The organism is Streptomyces sp. NPDC001348, assembly GCF_053597535.1.
On the sequence record NZ_JBSFIK010000011.1, the window covers coordinates 48,197 to 70,255 of the forward strand.

Sequence of the window (22,059 nt, forward strand, 5' to 3'; positions counted from 1 at the left end):
GCCCACCAAGTCGGCATATGCATGCTGATAGATATTTCTAAGCGACGGAAGGGGTGGCGCAGCGTGGCGTTTGAGTGACCTTCGTGTCTGGTGTGACTGGAGGTGGCAGAGTGATCTGCCGGGTTCACCCTCCGTGATCGCCCCGGGGCGTCAGCAGCAACATGGTCGCGTCGTCCATGACGGTGCCGCAGTGCCGTACGAGATCCGCCCACACCCGGCCGGGCAGGCCGTCGCCGTCGCCGTCGGCGAGCGCGGCGAGCCGTTCGGCCAGCGGGTAGAACGCGCCGGCCGAGTCCCTCGCCTCCCAGACGCCGTCCGAGGCCAGGAGCAGCCTGTCGCCCGCCCGCAGTTCCACCGTCGCCTCCTTCGGCGGGTCCACGTCGGTCAGCCCGAGCCCGAGCGGCGCACCCGGCACGACCTCGACCTGGCGGACCCGCCCCGCGTGCAACAGCAGCGGCGCCGGGTGACCGCAGGCCACGAGGCGCACCGACCGGGCGTCGGGGGAGAACTCCAGCAGGAGCGCGGTGGCGAACAGCTCGGCGTGCGGGACGGCCGCCGAGTCCACCCTGAGCCTGCGGTCCAGGCGCGCGGCGACGGACTCCAGGTCGCGCTCGTCCAGCACCGCCTCCCGGAACGCCCCCAGCAGGGACACCACGGTCGGGACCGACACCAGCCCGTGCCCCTGCACGTCCACCATCACCGCCCGCACCCCGTGCGGACTCTCCCGAACGTCGATGAAGTCCCCGCCGACCAGTGTCCCCCGCTGCGCCGCCCGGTACAGGCCCACACACCCCAACGGCCCCACGCGCTCCGGCAGCGGGGGCACCACGGCCCGCTGCACGGCCTCGGCGACCGTCCGCTCGGTGACCAGCTGGGCGTCGCGGTGGCTGCGCACGTAGGACACGAAGACGCTCAGCAGGGAGACGAAGCAGATGGTGAGCAGGTCGGTGTTGCCCGGCCGGTCCAGACCGGAGGCCGGGATGTTCAGCAGCGCGATCGCCAGACCGCCCAGCACCGCGGTCGCCAGCGGCCCGTACGACAACACGGCCAGCGGAGGGATGGCACCCAGCAGGAACCCGATGTCGAGCGGGTGCGGGCTCGCCAGCGTCGCCGCCGACACGCCCACGAGCAGTGCGACCGGCAGTACGCGCACCCAGCGTGGCGGGGGCGCGCCCCGCAGCCAGCCGGGGTGCTCCTCGACCCGGTGCGACGACCGGACGACCAGCCTGCCCACACGTCCACGCTACGCCCAGCCCGTCACCCGGCACTTCACCTTTCCACGATTCCGAGGTTTGCCGGGAGCGTCTTGGCACATCCGTAAGGTGCACGGAATTCCGACGGATTGTGGAGGACAAGTGGGCATCATCGCCTGGATCCTGATCGGTCTGCTGGCCGGTGCCATCGCCAAGCTGCTGCTGCCGGGCAAGGACCCCGGAGGCATCATCGTCACCATGCTGATCGGTATCGCCGGCGGCCTGCTGGGCGGCTGGCTCGGCAAGGTGATCTTCGGAGTCGACTCCATCGACGGATTCTTCGACCTGTCGACGTGGATCGCCGCGATCGTCGGCTCGCTGATCCTGCTGGTGCTGTACCGACTCGTCACGGGCGATCGGCACTCTCACCGGCACGCATGACACCGACGGCGGGGCAGGGCTCTGGACGCGGGCCCTGCACACCCGCCCCGAGAAGCTGTGGCGCTCAGCCGGCCCGGTCGGGCAGCAGGGCGTGGGCAGCGGCGAGTATCTCGGTCAGACGCACACCGAAACCGGCGTCGCACGCATGGGGCCGACCCGTGCGCGCGGCGCCGATCAGCGCGTCCACGGCCCGGCCGAAGGCGTCGACGGCCCCTTCGGAACTCTCCGGAAGCTCGGTCACCCCGGCCGCCCCCCGCAGTTCGACGCAGACCCCGGCCGCCCCCGGCGGGGCGGTCAGGCTCAGGGTCAATGTGCTGGAGGCGCCGCCGACATGCTCCAGGATCACGTACGTGGTGTCCCCGGGGCCGTGCGCCGCGGCCACCACACGCCGCACGTCGCCCAGGACCGGCAGCAGCACGGACAGGGCGTGCGGGCCGACGTCCCACAGACCACCCTTCTCCTGGCGCCACGGTGAGGCCGCGAACGGACTGTCCGTGGTGAACACCGAGCCCAGCCAGTCCGCCCTGGCGGTGAACCAGTCCGCCCGGTCAGCCTGTTCGGCCACCCAGGCCTCGGTCTCCGGCTGGAAGCGCAGGGTGAGGAACACCACCGAGGCGACCCCGGCGGCCCGTGCGGCGTCGACGACCGCCCGGCCCTGCGCCACGGTCGCGGCGAGGGGCTTGTCCAGCAGCAGATGGCATCCCGCGCGGGCCGCGCGTTCGGCGAGCGGGGCCTGGACGTCCGGCGGCAGGGCGACGGCGACGGCGTCCACCTCGGCGAACAGGGCGTCCACGTCGTCATAGGCCCGGACGCCGTGACGCTCCGCCAGTTCCGCGGCCGCCTGCGCGCGCCGCCCCCACACGCCGACGAGTTCCGCCTTCTCGTGCCCGCTCAGGGCGGGTGCGTGCACCATGCGGGCCCAGGGGCCGGTGCCGAGCAGTCCGATGCGCATCGCGCCAGCGTTTCACACGACGGGCCAGGTCGGGGAGGGCCGGTGGCACCTCCCGGGGAATCGGCGCGTCAGGCGGCCTGCCGCCCCACCTCGGTCTCCGCCTCCTCCGTCGCCACGCGCGCGTGCTCCGCGGGACCGCTGCGGCGGTCGCCGCGGACCAGACGCAGATGCCTTCGACGGCCGGCGTGCCGGTGCCGGTCCGGCGCGGAGGTGAGCAGACGCTCCTCCACCCGGTCCATGACGACCAGCAGGGTGGCCAGCAGCGGAAGCAGCAGTACGGCGACGATGATCACGGCATCCCCTTGACCAGGCAACGCACTCCGGGTGCTCGCATCGGGAACACGGATGCGTGTGATGAAGGTGAAGAACTCGTGACGATCACCGGCCGGGCCGTCCTCCCGGCCCGGTGGCTCACTCCTCGGCCGGGATCTGCGCCGTCGTGCGTTCCCGGCCGGGCGCCATCGCCCAGCGGATCACCGAGGTCACGGCGCTGCCCAGCGGTTGCACGAGGAGCCCTTCGCCGATCGGCAGGCGGGGCAGCCACAGGGCCCGCGAAGCCCAAGGGGGCAGCAGCGACACCGCGTTCACGGCGATCATGCCGTACGGGAGACGGGCGGCGAGCGGCACGGGCGGACGCAGCAACAGGAAGCGTGCGGTGTCGCGGGCCTCGGGTGTCGCCCGCAGTTCCGGCCGGTAGGCGGCGAGCCGGTCGGCCAGTTCCGCACGGGTGCGCGGCGGGTCGGGAACGCCGAGCGCGGTGGCCACCCGCGCCGCGTCCGCGACGTAGCCGTCGTATCCCTCGTCGTCCAGGGGCCGGGCCCCGAAGCACCGGTGGGCCCGCAGGAAGCTGTCCACCTCCGCGACGTGCACCCAGGCCAGCAGGTGCGGGTCGGCGGCGTGGTACGGGCGGCCGTCGGGGGCTGTGCCGCGGACCCGCGCGTGGACGCTCCGAACCCGGTCACAGGCTTCCTGTGCGCTGTCGGCGGTGCCGTACGTCGTCACGGCGAGGAAGGTGCTGGTGCGCTGCAGCCGCCCCCACGGGTCGCCCCGGAACCCGGAGTGCGCGGCCACGGCAGCCATCGCCAGCGGATGCAGGGACTGCATCAGCAGCGCCGACAACCCGCCGATGAACATCGAGGCGTCGCCGTGCACCCGGCGGATCGGCCGGTCGGGACCGAACCAGCGCGGGCCGGGCGTGCCGTGGATACGGGCCCGGTTGCGCGGGCCGTCCGGGCCCGCGACCCGGGTGAAGATCTCACCGCCCAGACGGTCCCGCAGGGTCGCGCCGTCGGCGGGGATGCCGAGTCTCATCGCCGTCCCTCCTCCCACAGGTCCCAGCAGACTCCTGCCCGGGTTCCGCCGCAACGACACGATCGCGTCATCTCCCCGGCGTGGCGCGCGAGACAGGCATGATCCACGGCCTTACGGGCATACGGTGCACAAAACTCTAGAGAGGGGCACCTAGTGCTGGTCCCGGACCCGAAGGTCGTCAGGAAGCTGCTGACCCGCTACGCATCGCTGCGGATCGCCCAGGCCGAGCAGAACACACCGGCGCTGACACGGGAACTCGAGGACGTGAGTTACACGCTCTGCGTGATGACGGCGACGATGGACATCGGTGAGGCGATCGCCCGGGCGGACGCCCTGCTGGCCGGCAAGGGGCCCCGGGCCGTGACGGACACGGAAGGGGACAGCGGGCTGCCGCTGGCCGTGTGATGAACACGGTGTGATGAAGATCGCGTGACCTAGGCCGTATCGTGAAGTCCGCGTGACGGGGAACCCGTACGCCCGCTCTTCCGCATCCTTACACTCGTCAACCGTGCCCATGCCCATGGGCCGTTGTCCGAAAGGCATGTTGACGGGTGTTCCAGGATTCCCCCATTTACGACCGGCTTGTCGCGGAACGCGGCGACGTACCCGATGGCGTGCGCAGAGAGGCCGACCGCCTGCGCAGGGAGCTGGAGGTCGCCATGATGCCGTGGCGGTCCAACGCATCCGCACCCGGCGTCGGCGGCCTGCCGCCCGCGGCACCGGCCCCGGCGTGGGAGCGGGTGCCGCAACTGCCGGGTGCCGGATCGCCCTGAGTGCCCGGACGCCGCGCGCGGTTCGGCCGCGGCGCCGCGTCCGGTGCGGGATCAGTGGGCGGATCTCCTCGTTCCGTTCGCCGGTGAGCACGGCTGATCGGTGCCGGTCGCCAGCCACTCGGCGATGCTGTGGGCGATCGGCTGGCCGGTGTCCATCTCGACGAAGCCGAACTGGCCCGACTGGTTGCACTCGAGGAACCACCAGATCCCGTCGGCGTCCTCGGCGAAGTCGAAGGCGCCATAGGTCAGTTCCGCGTCCTTCATGTACCGGTGCACGGCCTCCGCGACCCGCGGCGGCACGTCCACGGGCTCCCAGGGGCCGGCCGACGGGGCGAAGCGCACGTCCACGTCGTCGGGGTCCGCGTCCGGGGCGACCGGCTTGCGCGCGCCCAGCAGCCGCTCCCCGACGACGGTGAGCCGGATGTCCGCCCGCTTGGCCACCCGGCGCTGCAGCAAGGTCGGTCCGAAGGCGACGGCCGCGAAGTCGGTGTCCGGGGCGACCCGGCTGGTCGGCACCGCGCGGGGCGGTTCCTGCGGATGCGCGCCCGAGACCGGCTTGACCACCAGATCCGGGAACCGCTCGGCGAAGTCCCGGGCGGCCTGCGGGAACGTGGTGATCACGGTGGCCGGCACGGCCAGCCCGCTGCGCTGGGCCAGCCGGAGCTGCCACGGCTTGTGGCGGGCCCGGCGGGCGGCGTCGGGGTGGTTCATCCAGCGGGCGTCGGTGGAGCGCAGCATGCCGTAGAGGGCCTGGGAGGACTCCTCCGTGAGCCAGTCCGACGGCTGCGCGGCGCGGGCCGCCGCGGCCCCCGGCCTGCGTACCCAGATGGAACGCAGGCCGTTCATGCTGACCAGCCGGCCCGCGACGGACAGGTGCCCGCGGCAGCCGCCGTGGACGAACTCGCCCGACAGGGCGACGCCGCGGGTCAGGTCGGCCGGATCGAAACGGACCACCGGGACGCCCGCCTCGTTGAGCCGGAGGACCACCATGTCGGCGGTCACGTCCTCTTCGGTGGTCAGGATGAGCACGGTCATCTTGCGGGGGCCCGGCTCAGTCGTCGAAGTGCGTCTTGGAACCGGCGGTCGAGGTCGTGGTCCCCAAGGCTCTGAGTGTCGCGTGGTCGGTCGCGGCGATCCGTCCGTCGGGGAAGACGTTCAACTGCAGTCCGGAGTCGTACGCGTACGGATTGGTGACGTCCAACTGCACTGCGGGGCGCGCGTAGTTGAGCGTGAACGGTTGCATGGTTTCTCCCTGTTTCGGTTTCCACCCCCTAATACGAATCGAACGGGTGGTTGGTTTCCTTACTCTCCGTGATCACCGCCGGAAGCTGGGAAAACAACGGAACGTTGTTGCACGAGTGCTGAGACGGCATCGGGCTCGGCGTCGGCCGCACGCCGTTCAGGCGGCCGTCGCCCGCCTGGCCACCCGCAGTGCCTGCTCCGCGTACCCGCGGCCGAACAGCACCGTGTGCACCAGCAGGGGGAAGAGCTGGTGCAGGCCGACACGGTCCGCCCAGCCGTCGCCCAGGGGCGCCGCCTCCTGGTAGCCGGCCAGGATCCGGTCCAGGTGGGGGCAGCCGAAGAGGTGGAGCATGGCCAGGTCGGTCTCCCGGTGTCCGCCGTGCGCGGCCGGGTCGATGAGGTGGACGTGCCCGTCCAGGCCCCACAGCACGTTGCCGTTCCACAGGTCGCCGTGCAGCCGGGCGGGCGGCTCGCCGGGCCCCGCGAGCTCGGGCAGCCGCTCGCAGACGCGCTCGACCACGGCCGCCTCGGCGGAGCGCAGGATCCGGTCGTCGACGGCGCGCCGCAGGTACGGCAGCACACGGTACTCGGCATACCAGCGCGGCCAGTCGGAGCCGCTGACGTTGTGCATGGAGGCGAGCCCGATGTACGCGTCCTCCGGCCCGCCGGGCGGCGGTGCCCCGAAGGCGGGCGCCCCGGCGGCGTGCAGGGCGGCCAGCTCCCGGCCGAACCGGAGCGCGGCCGCTGCGTCGGGCGCACCGGTCGCGATCCGCTCGCTCACCATCCAGTGCTCGTCATGACCGTGGACGGCGGGTACCCGGACCGCCCCCGCGGCCGCCAGCCAGCGCAGCCCGGCCACCTCCGCGCGCACCGCACGCGGCCCGTCCCCGCGTTTGACCACCACCACGGTCCCGCCGTCGAGAGTGACTTCGGCCAGCGCCCCGGTCAGCGGACGCCCGCCGGTCACCGGGCGCCCGGTGAGCCGGGTCGCCACCGCTGCCGGTTCCTCGCTGCTGTCGACCACGAGCCCAGGGTACGGGCGCGACCCCACCGGGGTGCGGATCACTCCTCGGCGATGTCCGGGGCACCGGTCAGACCCACGGGGTTGCCGGACGGCAGCAGGCCGGCCCCGCGCACGGCCTCGGCGAGCGGCTCGAGCAGGCGGGCGAGGCGCTCGGCGGCGTCCCGGCCCAGGGCGGTCCAGGGCCGCTCCGCGGCGGCATCGGTCCCTGCCTCGACCGCCTCGCGCTCGGCGGCGCCGGCCGCGGTCAGCGTTCCGTCGGCGGCGAGCAGGCCCCGCTCGCGCAGTCCGGCCTCGGCCGCCCGCCACGCCGTGAGGTCCCAATTGCGGCCCTCGCGCAGCACGGAGCCGTCGGACTCGCCCGCGGCCGCCTTCAGCACCATCGCGGCCACCGGCCCGAGCCCTCGGCTCACCAGGGCGGCGACATGGCCGTCGCCGCGGTGCTCCCGCAGCGTGGTGGCGGCCTGCCAGAGCCGCACGTGCGGCGCCTTCGGCCGCTCCAGGGCCTGGTTGGCGGCGCCGAGGACCCGGCCCTCGGTGTCGGCGGCCGTCGCCGCGGCCCAGGCGAGGTCGGCTGCTTCGGCCATCTCGGGGGAGTCGATGGCCTCCAGCCCGAACAGCCGGGTCATGGCGGCGCCCACCGCCTGTTCCCGCGCCGCGAGGACCTCGGCCGGGCGGGCGTACGTCCAGGCGTCGGGCAGGGCCCGTGCCACCCGGCTGGGGTGGAAGACGTAGAAACAGCTGGTGACGACGGCCGGGGGCACCGCGCCCAGCGGCGCCGCACGCAGCGCGAAGTACCCCATCCAGAAGCCGCGCATCCCCAGCGCGTCGGTGGTCTGCCGGATCCCGGGCGCGTAGACCAGGTCGTGCACCGGTTCGTACCGTTCCCACATGGTCCGCGACAGCGGCTTGTCCACGGCTTCCTCCGCTTCTTCCCGCGTTCGCGAGCAGCCGGTCCTGATTATGACCGCTGTCATAGCCGAGGGGGAAGCACCTGCACACGGCCGACGGCGTTGCCCAGCAGTCCGGTGAACCATAGGGCCCGGTCCGGGCCGGCGGTCAGCCGGAAGGGCACCTTCTCGGCGCCGGCGGGGACCGGGAACTCGGTGATCCGGCCGGTCGCCGTGATCCTGCCCAGGCGTCCGGACCGCTCGGTGAACCACAGCTGCCCGTCGCGGCCCCGGGCGATGCCGCCCGGCCCGCTGGCGGGGTGGGGCAGCGGGAAGCGCGTGACCTGGCCGGTGGGTCCGACGCGGTCCACGCAGTCCGTGCCGGAAGCGGTGACCCACATCCCTCCGGGTCCGGCGACGATGTCGTCGGGGAGGTCGTGGGGCCCGAGCGCATACTCGTCGATCCGCCCGGTGGGTGAGATCCGGCCGACCCTGCCGGCGAGCAACTCGGTGAACCACAGGGCGCCGTCCGGCCCGGCGGCGATGTTGTAGGGGTACCCGTCGGCGGTGGGCACGGCGTACTCGGTGATCCGGCCGCCGGTGGTGATCCGCCCGATCCGGTTCGTGCCCGACTCGGTGAACCACAAGGCGCCGTCGGGACCGGACGTGATGCCCAGCGGGCCGCTGTCCGCACGGGGCAGACGGTACTCGGTGATCCGGCCGCCGGTGGTGATCCGCCCGATCCGGCCCGTCCCCGTCTCCGTGAACCACAACGCTCGGTCGGGACCGGGGGCGATACCGAAGGGGGCGCTGCCCGGACTCGGCGTCGGGTGATCGGCGACCGTCCCGTCACCCGTCATCCGCCCGATCCGGTCCGCACCGGACTCCGCGAACCACAGCGCCCCGTCCGGCCCCGCGGTGATCCCGGCGGGGAGGCTGTCGGCGGTGCTGGTGATCGGATACTGCGTCACCTCGCCCACGTCGGCGCGGGCGGGGAAGCCGACGGCCGCCACGCCGACCAGGGCGCCGAAGACCGCCACGAGGACACGCCGGGCACCTCTGCGAACAGGGCGAAGCACGGTGTCGGGCATGGCGGCCGGCCCTTCCTCGGCGTGATCTCGCCGCTCAGACTAGAAGCCGCCGCGCGGCCCCACGAGCCACGGGACCCGGACGGGCGACGTCCGCCCGGCGTGCCTCGGTCACCGGGACGAGCGGTGCGGGCCTGCGGCAGCCCGGGCGACGCCTCGCCTTCCTTCTCCGTGCGGCGAACGGCTCTGCTCCGCGTCCCTTGCGGAGTCGCGCCATGGTGCGACGGGAGCGCTCCCGCGACCACCTTCGGGCGGCCTTCGTGCCCAGTACCGGGTGTCATTGACATCAAGAGTCAGTCCTCTACCGTAGTGATCCGCACAGCATGTCGCACAGCTTTCGATATTTCGAACATAACCGGTGGGCTGGAGACCGGGACTCTCCACCCCACGTCCCCGACATGCGGAGGACTTAGTGACCCCATCTCTCGGCAGACGGTCGTTCCTCACCGCGGCCGGAGCCGCCGCGGCGGCACTCACCGTCACCGACGGCCCCACCGCTCACGCCGCGACCCGCCCGGCGGACGCGCACAGACCTCCGGTCGCCGCAGTGGTACGCCCCTTCCCGCTCACCGCGGTGAACCTCCTGGCGGGCCCGTTCAAGGACAACCAGACCCGCAACACGGCCTACCTGCGCTTCGTCGACATCGACCGGCTGCTGCACACCTTCCGGCTCAACGTCGGCCTGTCCAGCACCGCCCAGCCCTGCGGCGGCTGGGAGGGCCCGGACGTCGAACTGCGCGGCCACTCCACCGGCCACCTCCTGTCGGGTCTGGCCCTGTCCTACGCGGCCACCGGGGACACCGCCCTGCGCGACAAGGGCCGCGAACTGGTCGCCGCGCTCGCCGCATGCCAGGCGGCCTCACCGGCCGCGGGCTACGGCAAGGGGTATCTGTCGGCCTTCCCGGAGAGCTTCTTCGACCGGCTGGAGGCCGGTACGGGAGTCTGGGCCCCCTACTACACCCTGCACAAGATCATGGCGGGACTGGTCGACCAGTACCGGCTGGCCGGGAACGAGCAGGCGCTCGACGTCGTCCTCCGCAAGGGGGAGTGGGTCGACCGGCGCACCGCCAGGCTGAGCCACGAGCAGATGCAGCGGGTGCTGGAGACCGAGTTCGGCGGTATGAACGACGTCCTCGCCGATCTGCACGCCCTCACCGGTGACGCCGTCTGGCTGGATGTCGCCGAACGCTTCACGCACGCCCGTGTCTTCGACCCCCTCGCGGCGAACGAGGACCGGCTGGCCGGGCTGCACGCCAACACCCAGATACCGAAGATGGTCGGCGCTATGCGGCTGTGGCAGGAGGGCCTGCCCGACCGTTACCGCACGATCGCCGAGAACTTCTGGCGGATCGTCACCGACCACCACACCTACGTCATCGGCGGCAACAGCAACGGCGAGGCCTTCCACGAACCGGACGTCATCGCAGGCCAGTTGTCCAACGGCACGTGCGAGAACTGCAACAGCTACAACATGCTCAAGCTGACCCGGCTGCTGCACTTCCACACCCCGGACCGCACCGACCTGCTCGACTACTACGAGCGCACCCTGTTCAACCAGATGCTCGGCGAACAGGACCCGGACTCCGCTCACGGCTTCAACATCTACTACACGGGCCTGGCCCCGGGCTCCTTCAAGCAGCAGCCGTCCTTCATGGGCACCGACCCGAACGCCTACTCCACCGACTACGGCAACTTCTCCTGCGACCACGGCACCGGCATGGAGACACAGGCGAAGTTCGCGGACACCGTCTACTCGCACGACGAACAGCGGCTGCTGGTCAACCTGTTCATCCCCTCCGAGGTCACCTGGCGGGAGAAGGGCATCACCTGGCGGCAGACCACCACACTGCCCGACTCCTCCTCCACCGTGCTCACGGTCACCGGCGGAGGCGCCGCGCACCGTTTGCAGATCCGCATCCCGTCCTGGGCCTCCGGCGCCCGCGCCAAGCTCAACGGCCGCAGCCTGCCCGACCGTCCGGCGGCCGGCAGCTGGCTGACCCTCGAGCGCGCCTGGCGCCGCGGTGACCGGGTCGAGGTCACACTGCCGATGCGCACGAGGGTCGAGGCCACACCCGACGACCCCGACGTCAAGGCCGTCCTGCACGGCCCCGTGGTCCTGGCCGGCGCGTACGGGGACCGTGCGAACCCGTGGATGCCGCGCCTGGACACCACATCGGTCCGTCAGGCCGCGACCAGCCCGCTGCGGCTGACCGCGAGCGCCGACGGCGAGACGGTCACGCTGCTGCCCGTCGCCCGGGTCCACCACCAGCACTACACCGTCTACTGGCTCACCGGCGAACCGACGCCCCCGCCACCGGCGTTCGCGGCCTGGCACCGTTTCGACGAGAACTCCGGCACGACGGCCTCCGATGCCACCGGCAACGGCAGGGCCGCGACCCTCGCCGGCGGGGCCGCGTGGACGCAGGGACGCAGCGGATCGGCCGTCGCCCTGGACGGCACGGACGGCCATGTCGTCCTCGCCGACGACCTGCTGGCGGGTGCCTCCGCCTACTCGGTGGCGGCCTGGGTGAAACTCTCCGGCCGACCCGCCGCCTGGACCCGCGTCTTCGACTTCGGCACCGGTGTCACCGCGAACATGTTCCTGACCCCGCTCAGCGACGCCGGCACCCTCCGGTACGCCATCACCGCGGGCGGCGGGGGAGCGGAACAGCGCATCGACGCCGACCCGCTGCCCACGGACCGCTGGGTGCACGTGGCCGTGACGTACGGCGCCGGAACCGCCGTGCTGTACGTCGACGGCCGGGAGGTGGGCCGGAACACCGCGGTCACCGTCGAACCCCGCTACTTCGGCAACCACATCCGGGCCGCGTACATCGGCAGGTCCCAGTACCCCGACCCGTATCTGAAGGCGGCCGTCGACGACTTCCGGGTCCACGGCAGGACGCTCGGCCCGGCGGAGGTCGCGGCGCTGGCCTCCGGTTCATGACGCCGTAACCGCAGTTTTCCGGCGACGTACGGTGTGCCCGCCGGGCGTGTTACACGCAGCGCGCCCGGCGTACGGCGAACGGCGCCACGAGGCCGGTCGGGTCCCGGGCCGGCTCACCCTGACGGCGAAGGCCCCCGGCCTGCGTCCCGCGACCCGCCGGTGATCCGCGGACGGTGACGCCCGGGCGGAGCTGAGCGGAGGTGTCCTTCGGGAACGGACACCTCGATGCCGCGCGTCGCACCACGTCCGGGCCAACGGACGACCCGTGAGGGGGGTACCGGTAACCCGCCCGGGCGGCCCGGATGGTGCGAGCCCGGAATGTGGCTGACGGTGGTTCATGTCGACGGCCGGGTCCAAGAAGCTGATGGAGTATTGGCTGCCCGGCCACGGCGGAAGGATTCCGAGATGCGATCTGTCCGCATGATCCTGGCCACGGCGGCAGCGACGGCCGCCCTCGCCGTCGCCGCTCCCGGGGCCCACGCCTACGGGGGCGACTCGAACCACGACAACTCTTCCTACAGCAAGGAGCGCGGCGACGACAGCAGCCACGACGAGGGGCGCGGCGGGGGACACTCCGGTGGCGGCAAGAACGAGTCCAACGGAGATGACGAGGGTTCGGACCGGGGCGACAGCAGGTTCGACCCCGACTCGTACAAGGACGACGAGCACGGCGACGACGGCGGCTGGAGCAAGGAGAAGGACCACGACAAGCCGCGTGGCGGCATGCACACCGGAGGCGGCGCGCTGGCGGCCCCGGGCGTGACGGCCGCCGGGCTGTCCGTCGTGGCCGTGGCAGCCACCGGCATGTACGCGCTGCGCCGCCGCAAGGTCGGCGGACCGGTGTCCTGACAGCCGTCCGGCATCCCAGGGCTACGGCCGCCGCCCGCACGCTTCGCGTTCGGCGGCCGGCTGCCCGTACCCCGACCGCTGCGCTGCCGTGCCCGAGTGAGGTGGTGTCCCTTGGCAGCTCATCCGCCGTCCCCTGCTCCCACCGAGCCGGCACCCGAACCGGCCGAGCCCGGCCCTCGCTCCGGCCGGCTGGTGTGGGCCGCCGCGCTCGTCCTCCTGGCCGTCGCCCTGATCGGCGGCCGGCAGGGGCCCTCCGGTTCCTCCGGCCCGCCCGACGTACCGAGTGCCGCGGACACCCCGGCCTTTTCGGCGCCCACACAGGATCCCCGGCCGGGCAGACACCTTGCCCGCTCCAGGCCGACCCGCCTGTCCATCCCGAAGATCTCCGTCGACGCCCCCTTCACCACCCTGGCCATCGGTGACGCGGGCCGGCTCGAACCACCGCCCGCCGACAACACCAACCTCGTCGGCTGGTACGCCGACGGCGTCTCGCCCGGAGAAGCAGGCACCGCGATCATCGCGGGCCACGTCGACACGATGACCTCGGCCGCGGTCTTCGCGGACCTGGGCGAGCTGCGGCCCGGCGACCGCTTCACCGTGGAGCGGGCCGACGGCACGAAACCCTCCTTCGTGGTCGACAGCGCGGAGACGTTCGCCAAGGAGGACTTCCCCAGCGATCGGGTGTACGCCGACACCCCCAGGGCGGAAGTGCGGCTCATCACCTGCGCGGGGGACTACGACCGCACGGTCAGGGACTACAAGGACAACCTGGTGGTCTTCGCCCACCTGGTCTGAACACCCCTGGGCCGTCCGTGCTCGTGCGCCTCCGGGCTGGGTACCCGGCGACCGTGCCTGTCTCGCATCCCGCCGAGCGCTCCCGCAACGGGCGGGGGCTGGCTCGAGCGGCTGGCCGAAGGAGCCTCCAACCTGACCAGCTCGATCGCCTTCCACTGCTTCTGCCTCGCCCTGGTCGCCGCGTTCGTCGCCGTGCACGCCGCAGGCCTTCCCCTCACCTCGCAGCTCCTCGTCGGCGACATCATGACCGCGGTCAACCTGCTCCTGCTGGCCCTGCTGAAGAACTCCGAGCGGCGCGCCGAGCGAGCCGTGCAGCACAAGCTCGACAGCATCGCCGCCGCGCTGCTGGAGCAGAGCGAGGGCAGGACGGGAAAGGCCCACGAGGACCTGCGCGGCGCGATCGGCGTGGAGGAGGAGATGTGAACCGGGCGGCCGAGGGCGCCCGCCGGCGGGGCCGGCCCGGCCGTCAGTGGTCCTGTCCGCGGCCTTCCTCGCGCCGGGTGTCCGCGGTCGGCCGGGCCACGGCCGGGCCGCCGGACCGGCCGCCGCCGGTGGAGCCGTAACCCTCCGGGACACCCGGGGGCTTGTCGGAGTCGGCCTGCTCCGCACTGATGTGCCGACGGGCCGCCCGGACGCCCGCCCGGCGCTCCGGGCAGGTGGCCGCCGGGTATCCGTGCCCCGGCATCGGCGACGTCCCGGTGTGTCGAACCACCGGCCCGGGGCACTGAGAGACGATGGAAGCACCGCGGAGAGCCACGGGCAGGGCCGGAGAGGCAGGGCGCCATGGAGCAGCGGGTCGCACCGCAGCAGACGGGCGGCAGGGCCCCGGTGGACCCCGACGTACGCCGGCGGATTCCACGCACCGACACCGTCCTCGGTGACCCACGGCTGTCCGAGGCGGCGGACCGGCTGGGCGCGGCCGTGGTGAAGGGCGCCGTGCGGCAGGCGCAGGAGCGGGCACGCACCGGTGCCATCCCGCCGGAACGGGTGGCGGACGCGGCGGCCGACCTGCTGCCGGCCACGGCGGGCGGCCTCAGCCCGTTGATCAACGCCACCGGCGTGCTGCTGCACACCAACCTCGGCCGGGCGGCACTGTCGGCGGCTGCCCGGCAGGCGGTCGGGGCAGCCGCCGGTCCCACCGACGTCGAACTGGACCTGACGACGGGGACCCGGGCCCGGCGGGGCCGGTCCACCCTGCGCGCCCTGTGCGAGCGGGTGCCGTCGGCCGCCGCCGCCCACGTCGTCAACAACGGCGCCGCCGCGCTCGTCCTGGTCGCCACCGCGCTCGCCGCCGGCAAGGAGATCGTCATCAGCCGGGGCGAGATGGTGGAGATCGGGGACGGCTTCCGGCTGCCCGACCTCCTGGTCTCCACCGGAGCCCGGCTCCGCGAGGTCGGCACGACCAACCGGACGACAGCCGCCGACTACGCCGCCGCGATCGGCCCCGACACGGGATGCGTGCTGAAGGTGCACCCCTCCAACTTCCTCATCACCGGCTTCACCCGAGCCGCACCCGTCGGTGAACTGGCCGGGCTGGGGGTCCCGGTGGTCGTCGACATCGGATCGGGACTGCTTCGGCCGCACCCGTCGCTGCCCGACGAGCCCGACGCCGACACCCAGCTGAGGCAGGGCGCCGCACTCGTCACCGCGAGCGGCGACAAACTCCTCGGCGGACCGCAGTGCGGGCTGCTGCTGGGCGACGCGGAACTGGTCCGCACCGTCGCACGGCACCCCCTGGCCCGCGCCCTGCGCGTCGACAAGCTGACCCTGGCCGCCCTGGAGGCCACGCTCACCGGCCCCCCGACGCCCACCGCCGCCGCGCTGGCCGCGGACCCGGTACGGCTACGGGCCCGCGCCGACCGGCTGGCCGCCGCCCTGGGCGCCGACGGCGTCGACGTACGGGCCGTCGAGAGCGCGGCGACGGTCGGCGGGGGCGGTGCGCCCGGCGTGACCCTGCCCAGCGCCGCGCTGTCCCTGCCCGAGACGTACGCCGCGCCTCTGCGCACCGGCCGGGTGCCCGTGGTCGGGCGCCTGGAGGCCGGTCGTTGCCTGCTCGACCTCCGGGCGGTGCCGCCGGAGGACGACGAGCGGCTCGCCCGGGCCGTGCGGTCGGTGGCGGGGAGGTAGCGTCATGCGGGTGCTGGCCACCGCCGGGCACGTCGACCACGGCAAGTCGGCGTTGGTGCGGGCGCTCACCGGGATGGAACCCGACCGGTTCGAGGAGGAGCGGCGGCGCGGACTCACCCTCGACCTCGGATTCGTCTGGACCCGGCTCCTGCCGGACGGTGAGCATCTCGCCTTCGTCGACGTGCCGGGCCACGAGCGGTTCGTCGCGACCATGCTGGCCGGGGTCGGGCCCGTGCCCGCCGTCCTGTTCGTGGTGGCCGCCGACCAGGGCTGGCAGCCCCAGTCGGAGGAGCACCTGGCGATCCTGGACGCGCTCGGCGTGCGGCACGCCGTGCTCGCGGTGACCCGCAGCGATCTGGCGGACCCGGAACCGGTGCGCGCGGAGGCGGCCCGGCGCATGGCGCAGACCTCGCTCGGCGAGGTGCCGTCCGTCGCGGTGAGCGCGGTGACCGGCGCGGGACTGGACGAGTTGCGCGCCGAACTGGCCCGGCTGGCCGGGGTGTTGCCCGTGCCGCCGGCCGACGCGGACGTACGGCTGTGGCTGGACCGGGCGTTCACCGTGCGGGGCCATGGAACCGTCGTGACGGGCACCCTCGGCGCGGGCACCCTGCGGGTCGGCGACCACCTCGTCACCGGCGACGGCTCCGCCGGACTGAGGGTGCGCGGCCTGCAGTGCCTGCACGAGGCGCGGACCGAGGCCAGCGGTGTGGCGCGGGTGGCCGTCAACGTGCACGGTCCCGCGGACGGCCCGCTCGGCCGCGGACAGGTGCTGCTGACCCCCGGCAGCTGGCTGACCACCGCCCTGGTGGACGCCCGGATCGTGGGTGAGCCGGTCGACGACCTGCCCCGCACGGTCACCCTGCACATCGGTACCGCCGCGGTCCCGGTGACGGTCCGCCCGCTCGGCACGGACACCGCCCGGCTCACCCTGGGCCGCCCCCTGCCCCTGCGGGTGGGCGACCGGGCGGTGCTGCGCGAACCGGGCGGCAGCCGCACCCCCTGCGGGATGACCGTGCTGGACGTACGGCCGCCACGGCTCACCCGGCGCGGAGCGGGACGCGCACGGGCGGCGCAGCTCGCGACCATGACCGGCAGCCCGGACGGCGCGGCGGAGCTGCGCCGACGCCGGCTGGTGCGCCGTTCGGAGCTGCTCGCCATGGGCGTGCCGCCCCCCACCGGACCCGTGGCCGGGGACTGGCTGGCCGACGGGGCGCACTGGACGGCGCTGCGCGAGCGCCTGGTCGCGGAGGTGGACCGGCACGCCAGGGACCACCCGCTGCAGCGGGGGCTGCCCACCGAGGCCGCCCGCCACCTGCTGGGCCTGCCCGACCGCTCCCTGGTCGACGCCCTCGCCCGTGGCCCCGGCGAGCCACGGCTGACCAGCAGCCAGGGCCGCCTGTACGGACCCGGCAGCACCTGTCCGACGCTGCCACCGCCGATCGCGGCGGCCGTGGGCGCCGTACGCCGGGACCTGTCCGGCGCGCCGTTCCGCGCGCCCGAGGCGGACCGGCTGACACAGCTGGGGCTGACCCGCAAGGCGCTGGCCGCCGCCGTCTCGGCGGGTGCGCTGCTGAAGGTCGCCGACGGCGTGGTGCTGCTTCCGGGCGCGGACGAGCAGGCCGTGGCCGTGCTGCGGGGGCTTCCCCAGCCGTTCACATTGAGCGAGGCCCGCCGGGCACTGGGCACCACGCGCCGGGTGGCCGTGCCGCTGCTGGAGTTCCTGGACGCCCATGGCCGCACCGAGCGCGTGGACGACCAGCACCGACGCTGCCGGAGCGGACCGGGGAGCGGAGGCGGACGGGAATCGAACCCGCCTGCCCGAGATCCTCGGGCACCTCGGTTTTGAAGACCGGGAGGGCCACCAGGCACCCACACGCCTCCACCGACCGCCAGGCTAGTTCCCCAGGAGACCGGTATGACACCGACCCGCCAAGCAGCCGTCAGGCTCACGCAGTACGCCCATGGCGGCGGCTGTGCCTGCAAGATCCCGCCCGGAGAGCTGGAGGCGGTCGTCAGCGGTCTGGCGGCACCCCCGGCGACCGGGACGGACAGCCCGCTGCTGGTCGGGCTCGACACCGGTGACGACGCGGCCGTCGTCGCGCTTCCGGGACAGGAGAACACGGCCGTGGTGTCCACCGCCGACTTCTTCACGCCCGTCGTCGACGACCCCTACGACTGGGGCCGCATCGCCGCCGCCAACGCCCTGTCGGACGTCTACGCCATGGGCGGCCGGCCGCTCCTCGCCGTCAACCTGCTGGCCTGGCCCCGCGACCGGCTGCCCTTCGACCTGGCCCGGGAGGTGCTGCGCGGCGGACTGGACGTGGCCGCGGAGGCGGGCTGCCACGTCGGCGGCGGACACAGCGTCGACGACCCCGAGCCCAAGTACGGCATGGCCGTCACGGGCCTCGCCGACCCGGCGCGGCTGCTGCGCAACGACGCCGGCCGGCCAGGACTGCCGCTGTCCCTCACCAAACCCCTCGGCCTGGGTGTGCTGAACAACCGTCACAAGGCGACGGGGGAGCGGTTCGAGCAGGCGATCGCCACGATGACGGCCCTGAACCGGGACGCCTCCGCGGCCGCCCTGGCGGCCGGGGCGGACTGTGCGACCGACGTCACCGGTTTCGGCTTCCTCGGGCACCTGTACAAGCTGGCCCGGGCCTCCGGGGTGACCGCCGTGGTCGACACGGCCGCCGTGCCCTACCTGGAGGGTGCCCGGGAGGCCGTACGCGACGGGTACGTCAGCGGCGGCACCCGGCGCAACCTGGAGTGGGTCGCGCCGTTCACCGACTTCGGGGACACGGACGCCGACACCCGGCTGCTGCTGGCCGACGCCCAGACCTCCGGCGGGCTGCTGGTCGCCGGGGAGCTGCCCGGAGCGCCGGTGGTCGGGGAGCTGGTGCCGCGCGGAGCCCACTCGATCGTGCTGAGGTGATCACGGCTCCGTGCCGGTGTGCTCGTCGATGCCCGCCCGCGCCCGGTAGGCGCGCACCAGCTCCACCGCGGCCGGGCCCCGGGGACGACGTCCCGGCCGGATGTCGACCGCGAACGCCTTGGTCTCCTGGATGTGGGTGTTGGGGTCCAGGGACAGGTGCACGAGCTCGTTGGCCGCGTCGCCGGTGCTGTAGCCGTTCGGCCCCCAGTGGTAGGGCAGCCCGACCTGGTGCAGGGTGCGCCCCTGCACGGTCAGCGGCGGTACGCGATCGGTGACCAGCACCCGCGCCTCGACGACCCCCCGGGCAGTGACGATCGTCGCCCAGCCGGTGTGCTCCAGGCCGCGTTCGGCGGCGAGTCCGGGCGACACCTCACAGAAGAACTCCGGTTGCAGCTCCGCCAGATAGGGCTGCCAGCGGGACATGCCGCCCGCCGTGTGGTGCTCGGTGAGCCGGTAGGTGGTGGCGACGTACGGGAACACCTCCGAGCCGGGCTCGCCTGCGCTCGGCTGGTAGCGGTTGTCCGCGTGCGGCGGCAGCAGGTGCCTCACGGGGTTGCGCTGCCGCCCGTACAGCAGGTTCGGGAACGGCGAGTCCTGCGGCTCGTAGTGCGTCGGCAGCGGGCCGTCGGTCAGCCCGGACGGCACGTACAGCCACGCCTTGCCGTCGGCCTGCATGATGAACGCGTCCGTGCCGGACAGCGCCTGCGGCCCCTTCGCGTCCGGCGGCGGCCGGTGGCCGGGGGACTTGTCCTTCTTGAAGTCGGGGACGTCGTGGCCGGTCCACTGCCCCTGCTCGGCGTCCCACCACACCAGTGCCTTGCGCTCGCTCCAGGGTTTGCCGTCCGGGTCCGCCGAGGCGCGGTTGTACAGGATGCGCCGGTTGGCCGGCCAGGCCCAGGCCCACTCGGCCGCCACCCAGTCCTGCTCCTGCCCCGGCCTGCGGCGAGCGGCCTGGTTGACGCCGTCGGCGTACACCCCGCAGTAGATCCAGCAGCCGCAGGAGGTGGAGCCGTCCGGCTTCAGCTGCTCGTACGACGACAGCGGGGTGCCGTCGGCGGCGCGGCCGTTGATCTCGGCGAGAACGGCCTCCGCGTCCGGTTCGGCCTGGAAGCCCTTGGTGGGGTAGTCCCAGGTCAGGTCGAGCACCGGCCGGTCCATCGGATCGGTGGACCCGGTGAGCTTCTCCCGGATGATCCGCCCGAGGTGGTAGGTGAACCACAGGTCGCTGCGCGCCTCGCCGGGCGGCTCGACCGCCTGGTGGTGCCACTGCAGCAGCCGCTGGGTGTTGGTGAAGCTGCCGTCCTTCTCGGTGTGCGCGGCGGCCGGCAGGAAGAACACCTCGGTGCGGATGTCCTCGGTGCGCATCTCGCCCGTCTCGATCTCCGGCCCGTCCTTCCACCAGGTGGCCGACTCGATGAGGGAGAAGTCCCGGACGACGAGCCAGTCCAGGTTGGCCATGCCCAGCCGCTGCAGTTTGGAGTTGCCCGAGCCGACGGCCGGGTTCTCACCCATGAGGAAGTAGCCCTTGCAGGTGCCCTCCAGCTGGGCCATGACGGTCTCGTAGGTCGAGTGGGAGCCCGTCAGGCGCGGCAGGTAGTCGAAGCAGAAGTCGTTGTCCGGATTCGCGGCGTCGCCCCAGTACGCCTTGAGCAGGCTCACCAGATAGGAGCGCATGTTGCCCCAGTAGCCCTTGGGTGCCGCATCCGCCCGCACGAAGGCGTCCAGGTCCTGGTTCTGGTGGGCGTGCGGCATCGGGATGTAACCGGGGAGCAGGTTGAACAGGGTGGGGATGTCCGTCGAGCCCTGGATGGAGGCGTGCCCGCGCAGCGCGAGGATGCCGCCGCCCGGCCGGCCGATGTTGCCGAGCAGGCTCTGCAGGACGGAGGCCGCGCGGATGTACTGGACGCCCACCGTGTGCTGGGTCCAGCCGACCGCGTAGGCGAAGGCCGTGGTCCGGTCCCGTCCGGAGTTGTCCGTGACGAGCTCGCACACCTGGCGGAAGAGGTCCTGCGGCACCCCGCAGATCCGCTCGACCGTCTCCGGCGTGTAGCGGGCGTAGTGCCGCTTGAGCACCTGGAAGACGCAGCGCGGGTGGGTCAGCGTCTCGTCCCGCTCGGGTTCGCCCGCGCCGATGGCGGCACCGCCGGAGCCGTGCGCCTCGCCGCGCGCGGCCTCGCTCACCGAGCTGCCGCCGCCGGTGCGTTCCTCGTAGTGCCAGTCGCGCTGGCCCGCCGCGGCCTCCACCTCCATGCCCTCGTACTGCCAGCTGTGGTTGTCGTAGCTGCGGGTGTCGGTGTCGAGGCCGGAGAAGACGCCGTCCAGGTCCTCGGTGTCCCGGAAGTCCTCCCGCAGGATCACCGGTGCGTTGGTGTAGGCCACGACGTAGTCACGGAAGTACTTGTCGTCGCTCAGGACGTGGTTGATGATTCCGCCGAGGAAGGCGATGTCCGTGCCCGCGCGCAGCGGCACGTGCAGGTCGGCCAGTGCGCTGGTGCGGGTGAAGCGCGGGTCGACGTGGATCACCTTCGCGCCGCGGGCCTTGGCCTCCATCACCCACTGGAACCCGACCGGATGGCACTCGGCCATGTTCGAGCCCTGGATGACGATGCAGTCGGAGTTCTGCAGGTCCTGCTGGAAGGTCGTCGCGCCGCCGCGTCCGAACGAGGTTCCCAGACTGGGAACGGTGGCGGAGTGTCAAACGCGGGCCTGGTTCTCGATCTGGATCGCCCCGAGCGCCGTGAACAGCTTCTTGATCAGATAGTTCTCTTCGTTGTCCAGCGTCGCACCGCCGAGGCTGGCGATGCCGAGGGTGCGCCGGGTGCGGGTCTCGTCGACCTCCCACTGCCAGCCGGCGCGGCGCGCCGCGATCACCCGGTCGGCGATCATGTCCATCGCCGTACCGAGGTCGAGGCGCTCCCACTCGGTGCCGTGCGGGCGCCGGTAGAGGACCCGGTGCTCGCGGGCGTCACCGGTGGTCAGCTGGAGGCTCGCCGAGCCCTTCGGGCACAGCCGCCCGCGCGAGACGGGGGAGTCGGGGTCGCCCTCGATCTGGGTGACCCGCCCGTCCTGGACGTAGACGTTCTGGCCGCAGCCCACCGCACAGTACGGGCACACCGACTTCACCACGCGGTCGGCGGTGGCGACCCGGGGGGTGAGGCGCGCACTGGTCCCGCTCTTGGCGGCGGCCCCCCGGCCCAGCGGGTCGGTGCCCGTGAGCTGGCGGTAGACCGGCCAGGAGTCGATCCATGTGCGTACGCCCATGCCCTGCGCCCTTTCGGTGCCGGTGCCGCGGCCGGCGGCTCCCGCTCCTCCTGGAGGCATTGTCCCGCGATGGGGCCGACCCGGCATCCGCTGCCAGGTACCCCGCGGTCGACCACCGAAACGGCGGTCGACCGCCGACGCGGGACGCTCCACTGCGGTAGGGCCGTGTACTCGGCGCAGGGCGTGGCGACGCCGATCGTCTGGGTGCCGGGGTCCGGGCGGGGCTGTGGTGGGCGG

The 22,059-nt window shown here is 73.2% G+C and carries 20 protein-coding genes, 1 tRNA gene and 1 pseudogene; 10 read left to right on the forward strand and 12 right to left on the reverse strand.

Annotated elements, in window-relative coordinates; translation table 11 throughout:
- Positions 1-124: 124 nt before the first annotated feature.
- Positions 125-1,234: a PP2C family protein-serine/threonine phosphatase gene (locus tag ACWC21_RS14335; protein WP_450881497.1), complete on the reverse strand. Its 1,110-nt coding sequence runs from the start codon at positions 1,232-1,234 to the stop codon at positions 125-127.
- A 121-nt stretch (positions 1,235-1,355) separates the two neighbouring features.
- Between ACWC21_RS14335 and ACWC21_RS14340 the strand changes: the two genes are divergently transcribed.
- Positions 1,356-1,634 carry a GlsB/YeaQ/YmgE family stress response membrane protein gene (locus ACWC21_RS14340; RefSeq protein ID WP_450881499.1) on the forward strand — a complete coding sequence of 93 codons (279 nt, stop codon included), beginning with the start codon at positions 1,356-1,358 and terminating at the stop codon, positions 1,632-1,634.
- Between the two features lie 64 nt (positions 1,635-1,698).
- Here the strand turns inward: ACWC21_RS14340 and ACWC21_RS14345 are convergent, their stop codons facing one another.
- The 3 genes from ACWC21_RS14345 to ACWC21_RS14355 form a co-directional block, all read right to left on the reverse strand.
- Positions 1,699-2,586: a Gfo/Idh/MocA family protein gene (locus tag ACWC21_RS14345; protein WP_450881501.1), complete on the reverse strand. Its 888-nt coding sequence runs from the start codon at positions 2,584-2,586 to the stop codon at positions 1,699-1,701.
- A 68-nt stretch (positions 2,587-2,654) separates the two neighbouring features.
- A complete protein-coding gene (locus ACWC21_RS14350; RefSeq protein ID WP_450881503.1) occupies positions 2,655-2,879 on the reverse strand; it encodes a hypothetical protein in 225 nt (74 codons plus the stop codon).
- Between the two features lie 118 nt (positions 2,880-2,997).
- Positions 2,998-3,897 carry an oxygenase MpaB family protein gene (locus ACWC21_RS14355; RefSeq protein WP_450881505.1) on the reverse strand — a complete coding sequence of 300 codons (900 nt, stop codon included), beginning with the start codon at positions 3,895-3,897 and terminating at the stop codon, positions 2,998-3,000.
- A gap of 153 nt (positions 3,898-4,050) precedes the next feature.
- On the opposite strand from ACWC21_RS14355, the gene ACWC21_RS14360 reads away from it, so the two are divergent.
- Entirely contained in the window at positions 4,051-4,302 is a 252-nt protein-coding gene (locus ACWC21_RS14360; RefSeq protein WP_450881507.1) for a DUF5133 domain-containing protein, read from the forward strand.
- Positions 4,303-4,511: 209 nt separating this feature from the next.
- On the forward strand, positions 4,512-4,670 hold the full coding sequence (locus ACWC21_RS14365; RefSeq protein ID WP_450881508.1) for a hypothetical protein: 159 nt from the start codon (positions 4,512-4,514) through the stop codon (positions 4,668-4,670).
- A gap of 51 nt (positions 4,671-4,721) precedes the next feature.
- Here the strand turns inward: ACWC21_RS14365 and tgmB are convergent, their stop codons facing one another.
- From tgmB to ACWC21_RS14390, 5 genes are all read right to left on the reverse strand, one after another.
- Positions 4,722-5,705 carry an ATP-grasp ribosomal peptide maturase gene (gene tgmB, locus ACWC21_RS14370; protein WP_450881510.1) on the reverse strand — a complete coding sequence of 328 codons (984 nt, stop codon included), beginning with the start codon at positions 5,703-5,705 and terminating at the stop codon, positions 4,722-4,724.
- 16 nt (positions 5,706-5,721) lie between these two features.
- Positions 5,722-5,913 (reverse strand): putative ATP-grasp-modified RiPP, encoded by a 192-nt coding sequence (gene tgmA, locus ACWC21_RS14375; protein WP_450881512.1) that lies wholly within the window; start codon positions 5,911-5,913, stop codon positions 5,722-5,724.
- 156 nt (positions 5,914-6,069) lie between these two features.
- Complete coding sequence (locus ACWC21_RS14380; protein ID WP_450881514.1) at positions 6,070-6,936, reverse strand: fructosamine kinase family protein; 867 nt, start codon at positions 6,934-6,936, stop codon at positions 6,070-6,072.
- Positions 6,937-6,974: 38 nt separating this feature from the next.
- On the reverse strand, positions 6,975-7,826 hold the full coding sequence (locus ACWC21_RS14385) for an SCO6745 family protein (protein WP_450881729.1): 852 nt from the start codon (positions 7,824-7,826) through the stop codon (positions 6,975-6,977).
- Positions 7,827-7,906: 80 nt separating this feature from the next.
- Positions 7,907-8,914, reverse strand: coding sequence for a Vgb family protein (locus tag ACWC21_RS14390; RefSeq protein WP_450881516.1), 1,008 nt, complete (start codon positions 8,912-8,914; stop codon positions 7,907-7,909).
- Between the two features lie 409 nt (positions 8,915-9,323).
- On the opposite strand from ACWC21_RS14390, the gene ACWC21_RS14395 reads away from it, so the two are divergent.
- The 4 genes from ACWC21_RS14395 (at position 9,324) to ACWC21_RS14410 (ending at position 13,925) form a co-directional block, all read left to right on the forward strand.
- Positions 9,324-11,858 (forward strand): beta-L-arabinofuranosidase domain-containing protein, encoded by a 2,535-nt coding sequence (locus ACWC21_RS14395; protein WP_450881518.1) that lies wholly within the window; start codon positions 9,324-9,326, stop codon positions 11,856-11,858.
- A 405-nt stretch (positions 11,859-12,263) separates the two neighbouring features.
- Complete coding sequence (locus ACWC21_RS14400; RefSeq protein WP_450881520.1) at positions 12,264-12,707, forward strand: hypothetical protein; 444 nt, start codon at positions 12,264-12,266, stop codon at positions 12,705-12,707.
- Between the two features lie 111 nt (positions 12,708-12,818).
- Entirely contained in the window at positions 12,819-13,502 is a 684-nt protein-coding gene (locus ACWC21_RS14405; RefSeq protein ID WP_450881522.1) for a class F sortase, read from the forward strand.
- 192 nt (positions 13,503-13,694) lie between these two features.
- On the forward strand, positions 13,695-13,925 hold the full coding sequence (locus tag ACWC21_RS14410; RefSeq protein ID WP_450881524.1) for a hypothetical protein: 231 nt from the start codon (positions 13,695-13,697) through the stop codon (positions 13,923-13,925).
- Between the two features lie 43 nt (positions 13,926-13,968).
- Here the strand turns inward: ACWC21_RS14410 and ACWC21_RS14415 are convergent, their stop codons facing one another.
- Positions 13,969-14,187, reverse strand: coding sequence for a hypothetical protein (locus tag ACWC21_RS14415; protein ID WP_450881526.1), 219 nt, complete (start codon positions 14,185-14,187; stop codon positions 13,969-13,971).
- Between the two features lie 98 nt (positions 14,188-14,285).
- Between ACWC21_RS14415 and selA the strand changes: the two genes are divergently transcribed.
- Together selA and ACWC21_RS14425 are read left to right on the forward strand one after the other, a co-directional pair.
- The gene (gene selA, locus ACWC21_RS14420; RefSeq protein ID WP_450881528.1) at positions 14,286-15,629 is read left to right on the forward strand and encodes an L-seryl-tRNA(Sec) selenium transferase; all 1,344 of its coding nucleotides are present in this window, start codon (positions 14,286-14,288) and stop codon (positions 15,627-15,629) included.
- 4 nt (positions 15,630-15,633) lie between these two features.
- Positions 15,634-17,382 (forward strand): annotated as a pseudogene (locus ACWC21_RS14425) (SelB domain-containing protein); the annotation flags it as partial.
- Between the two features lie 35 nt (positions 17,383-17,417).
- Here the strand turns inward: ACWC21_RS14425 and ACWC21_RS14430 are convergent.
- Positions 17,418-17,510: transfer RNA gene (locus tag ACWC21_RS14430), tRNA-Sec, on the reverse strand.
- 34 nt (positions 17,511-17,544) lie between these two features.
- Between ACWC21_RS14430 and selD the strand changes: the two genes are divergently transcribed.
- On the forward strand, positions 17,545-18,561 hold the full coding sequence (gene selD, locus ACWC21_RS14435) for a selenide, water dikinase SelD (RefSeq protein ID WP_450881530.1): 1,017 nt from the start codon (positions 17,545-17,547) through the stop codon (positions 18,559-18,561).
- Here selD and fdh read toward each other — a convergent pair whose 3' ends face one another.
- Positions 18,562-21,822, reverse strand: coding sequence for a formate dehydrogenase (gene fdh / locus ACWC21_RS14440; RefSeq protein ID WP_450881532.1), 3,261 nt, complete (start codon positions 21,820-21,822; stop codon positions 18,562-18,564).
- Positions 21,823-22,059: the final 237 nt, after the last annotated feature.

Bases quoted from the DNA above. Each gene is read 5' to 3' on its own strand.
- ACWC21_RS14385 (WP_450881729.1), bottom strand. From the start codon at position 7,826: ATGTGGGAACGGTACGAACCGGTGCACGACCTGGTCTACGCGCCCGGG.
- ACWC21_RS14400 (WP_450881520.1), top strand. From the start codon at position 12,264: ATGCGATCTGTCCGCATGATCCTGGCCACGGCGGCAGCGACGGCCGCC.
- selD (WP_450881530.1), top strand. From the start codon at position 17,545: ATGACACCGACCCGCCAAGCAGCCGTCAGGCTCACGCAGTACGCCCAT.
- ACWC21_RS14345 (WP_450881501.1), bottom strand. From the start codon at position 2,586: ATGCGCATCGGACTGCTCGGCACCGGCCCCTGGGCCCGCATGGTGCAC.
- ACWC21_RS14415 (WP_450881526.1), bottom strand. From the start codon at position 14,187: ATGCCGGGGCACGGATACCCGGCGGCCACCTGCCCGGAGCGCCGGGCG.
- tgmA (WP_450881512.1), bottom strand. From the start codon at position 5,913: ATGCAACCGTTCACGCTCAACTACGCGCGCCCCGCAGTGCAGTTGGAC.
- ACWC21_RS14355 (WP_450881505.1), bottom strand. From the start codon at position 3,897: ATGAGACTCGGCATCCCCGCCGACGGCGCGACCCTGCGGGACCGTCTG.
- selA (WP_450881528.1), top strand. From the start codon at position 14,286: ATGGAGCAGCGGGTCGCACCGCAGCAGACGGGCGGCAGGGCCCCGGTG.
- tgmB (WP_450881510.1), bottom strand. From the start codon at position 5,705: ATGACCGTGCTCATCCTGACCACCGAAGAGGACGTGACCGCCGACATG.
- ACWC21_RS14390 (WP_450881516.1), bottom strand. From the start codon at position 8,914: ATGCCCGACACCGTGCTTCGCCCTGTTCGCAGAGGTGCCCGGCGTGTC.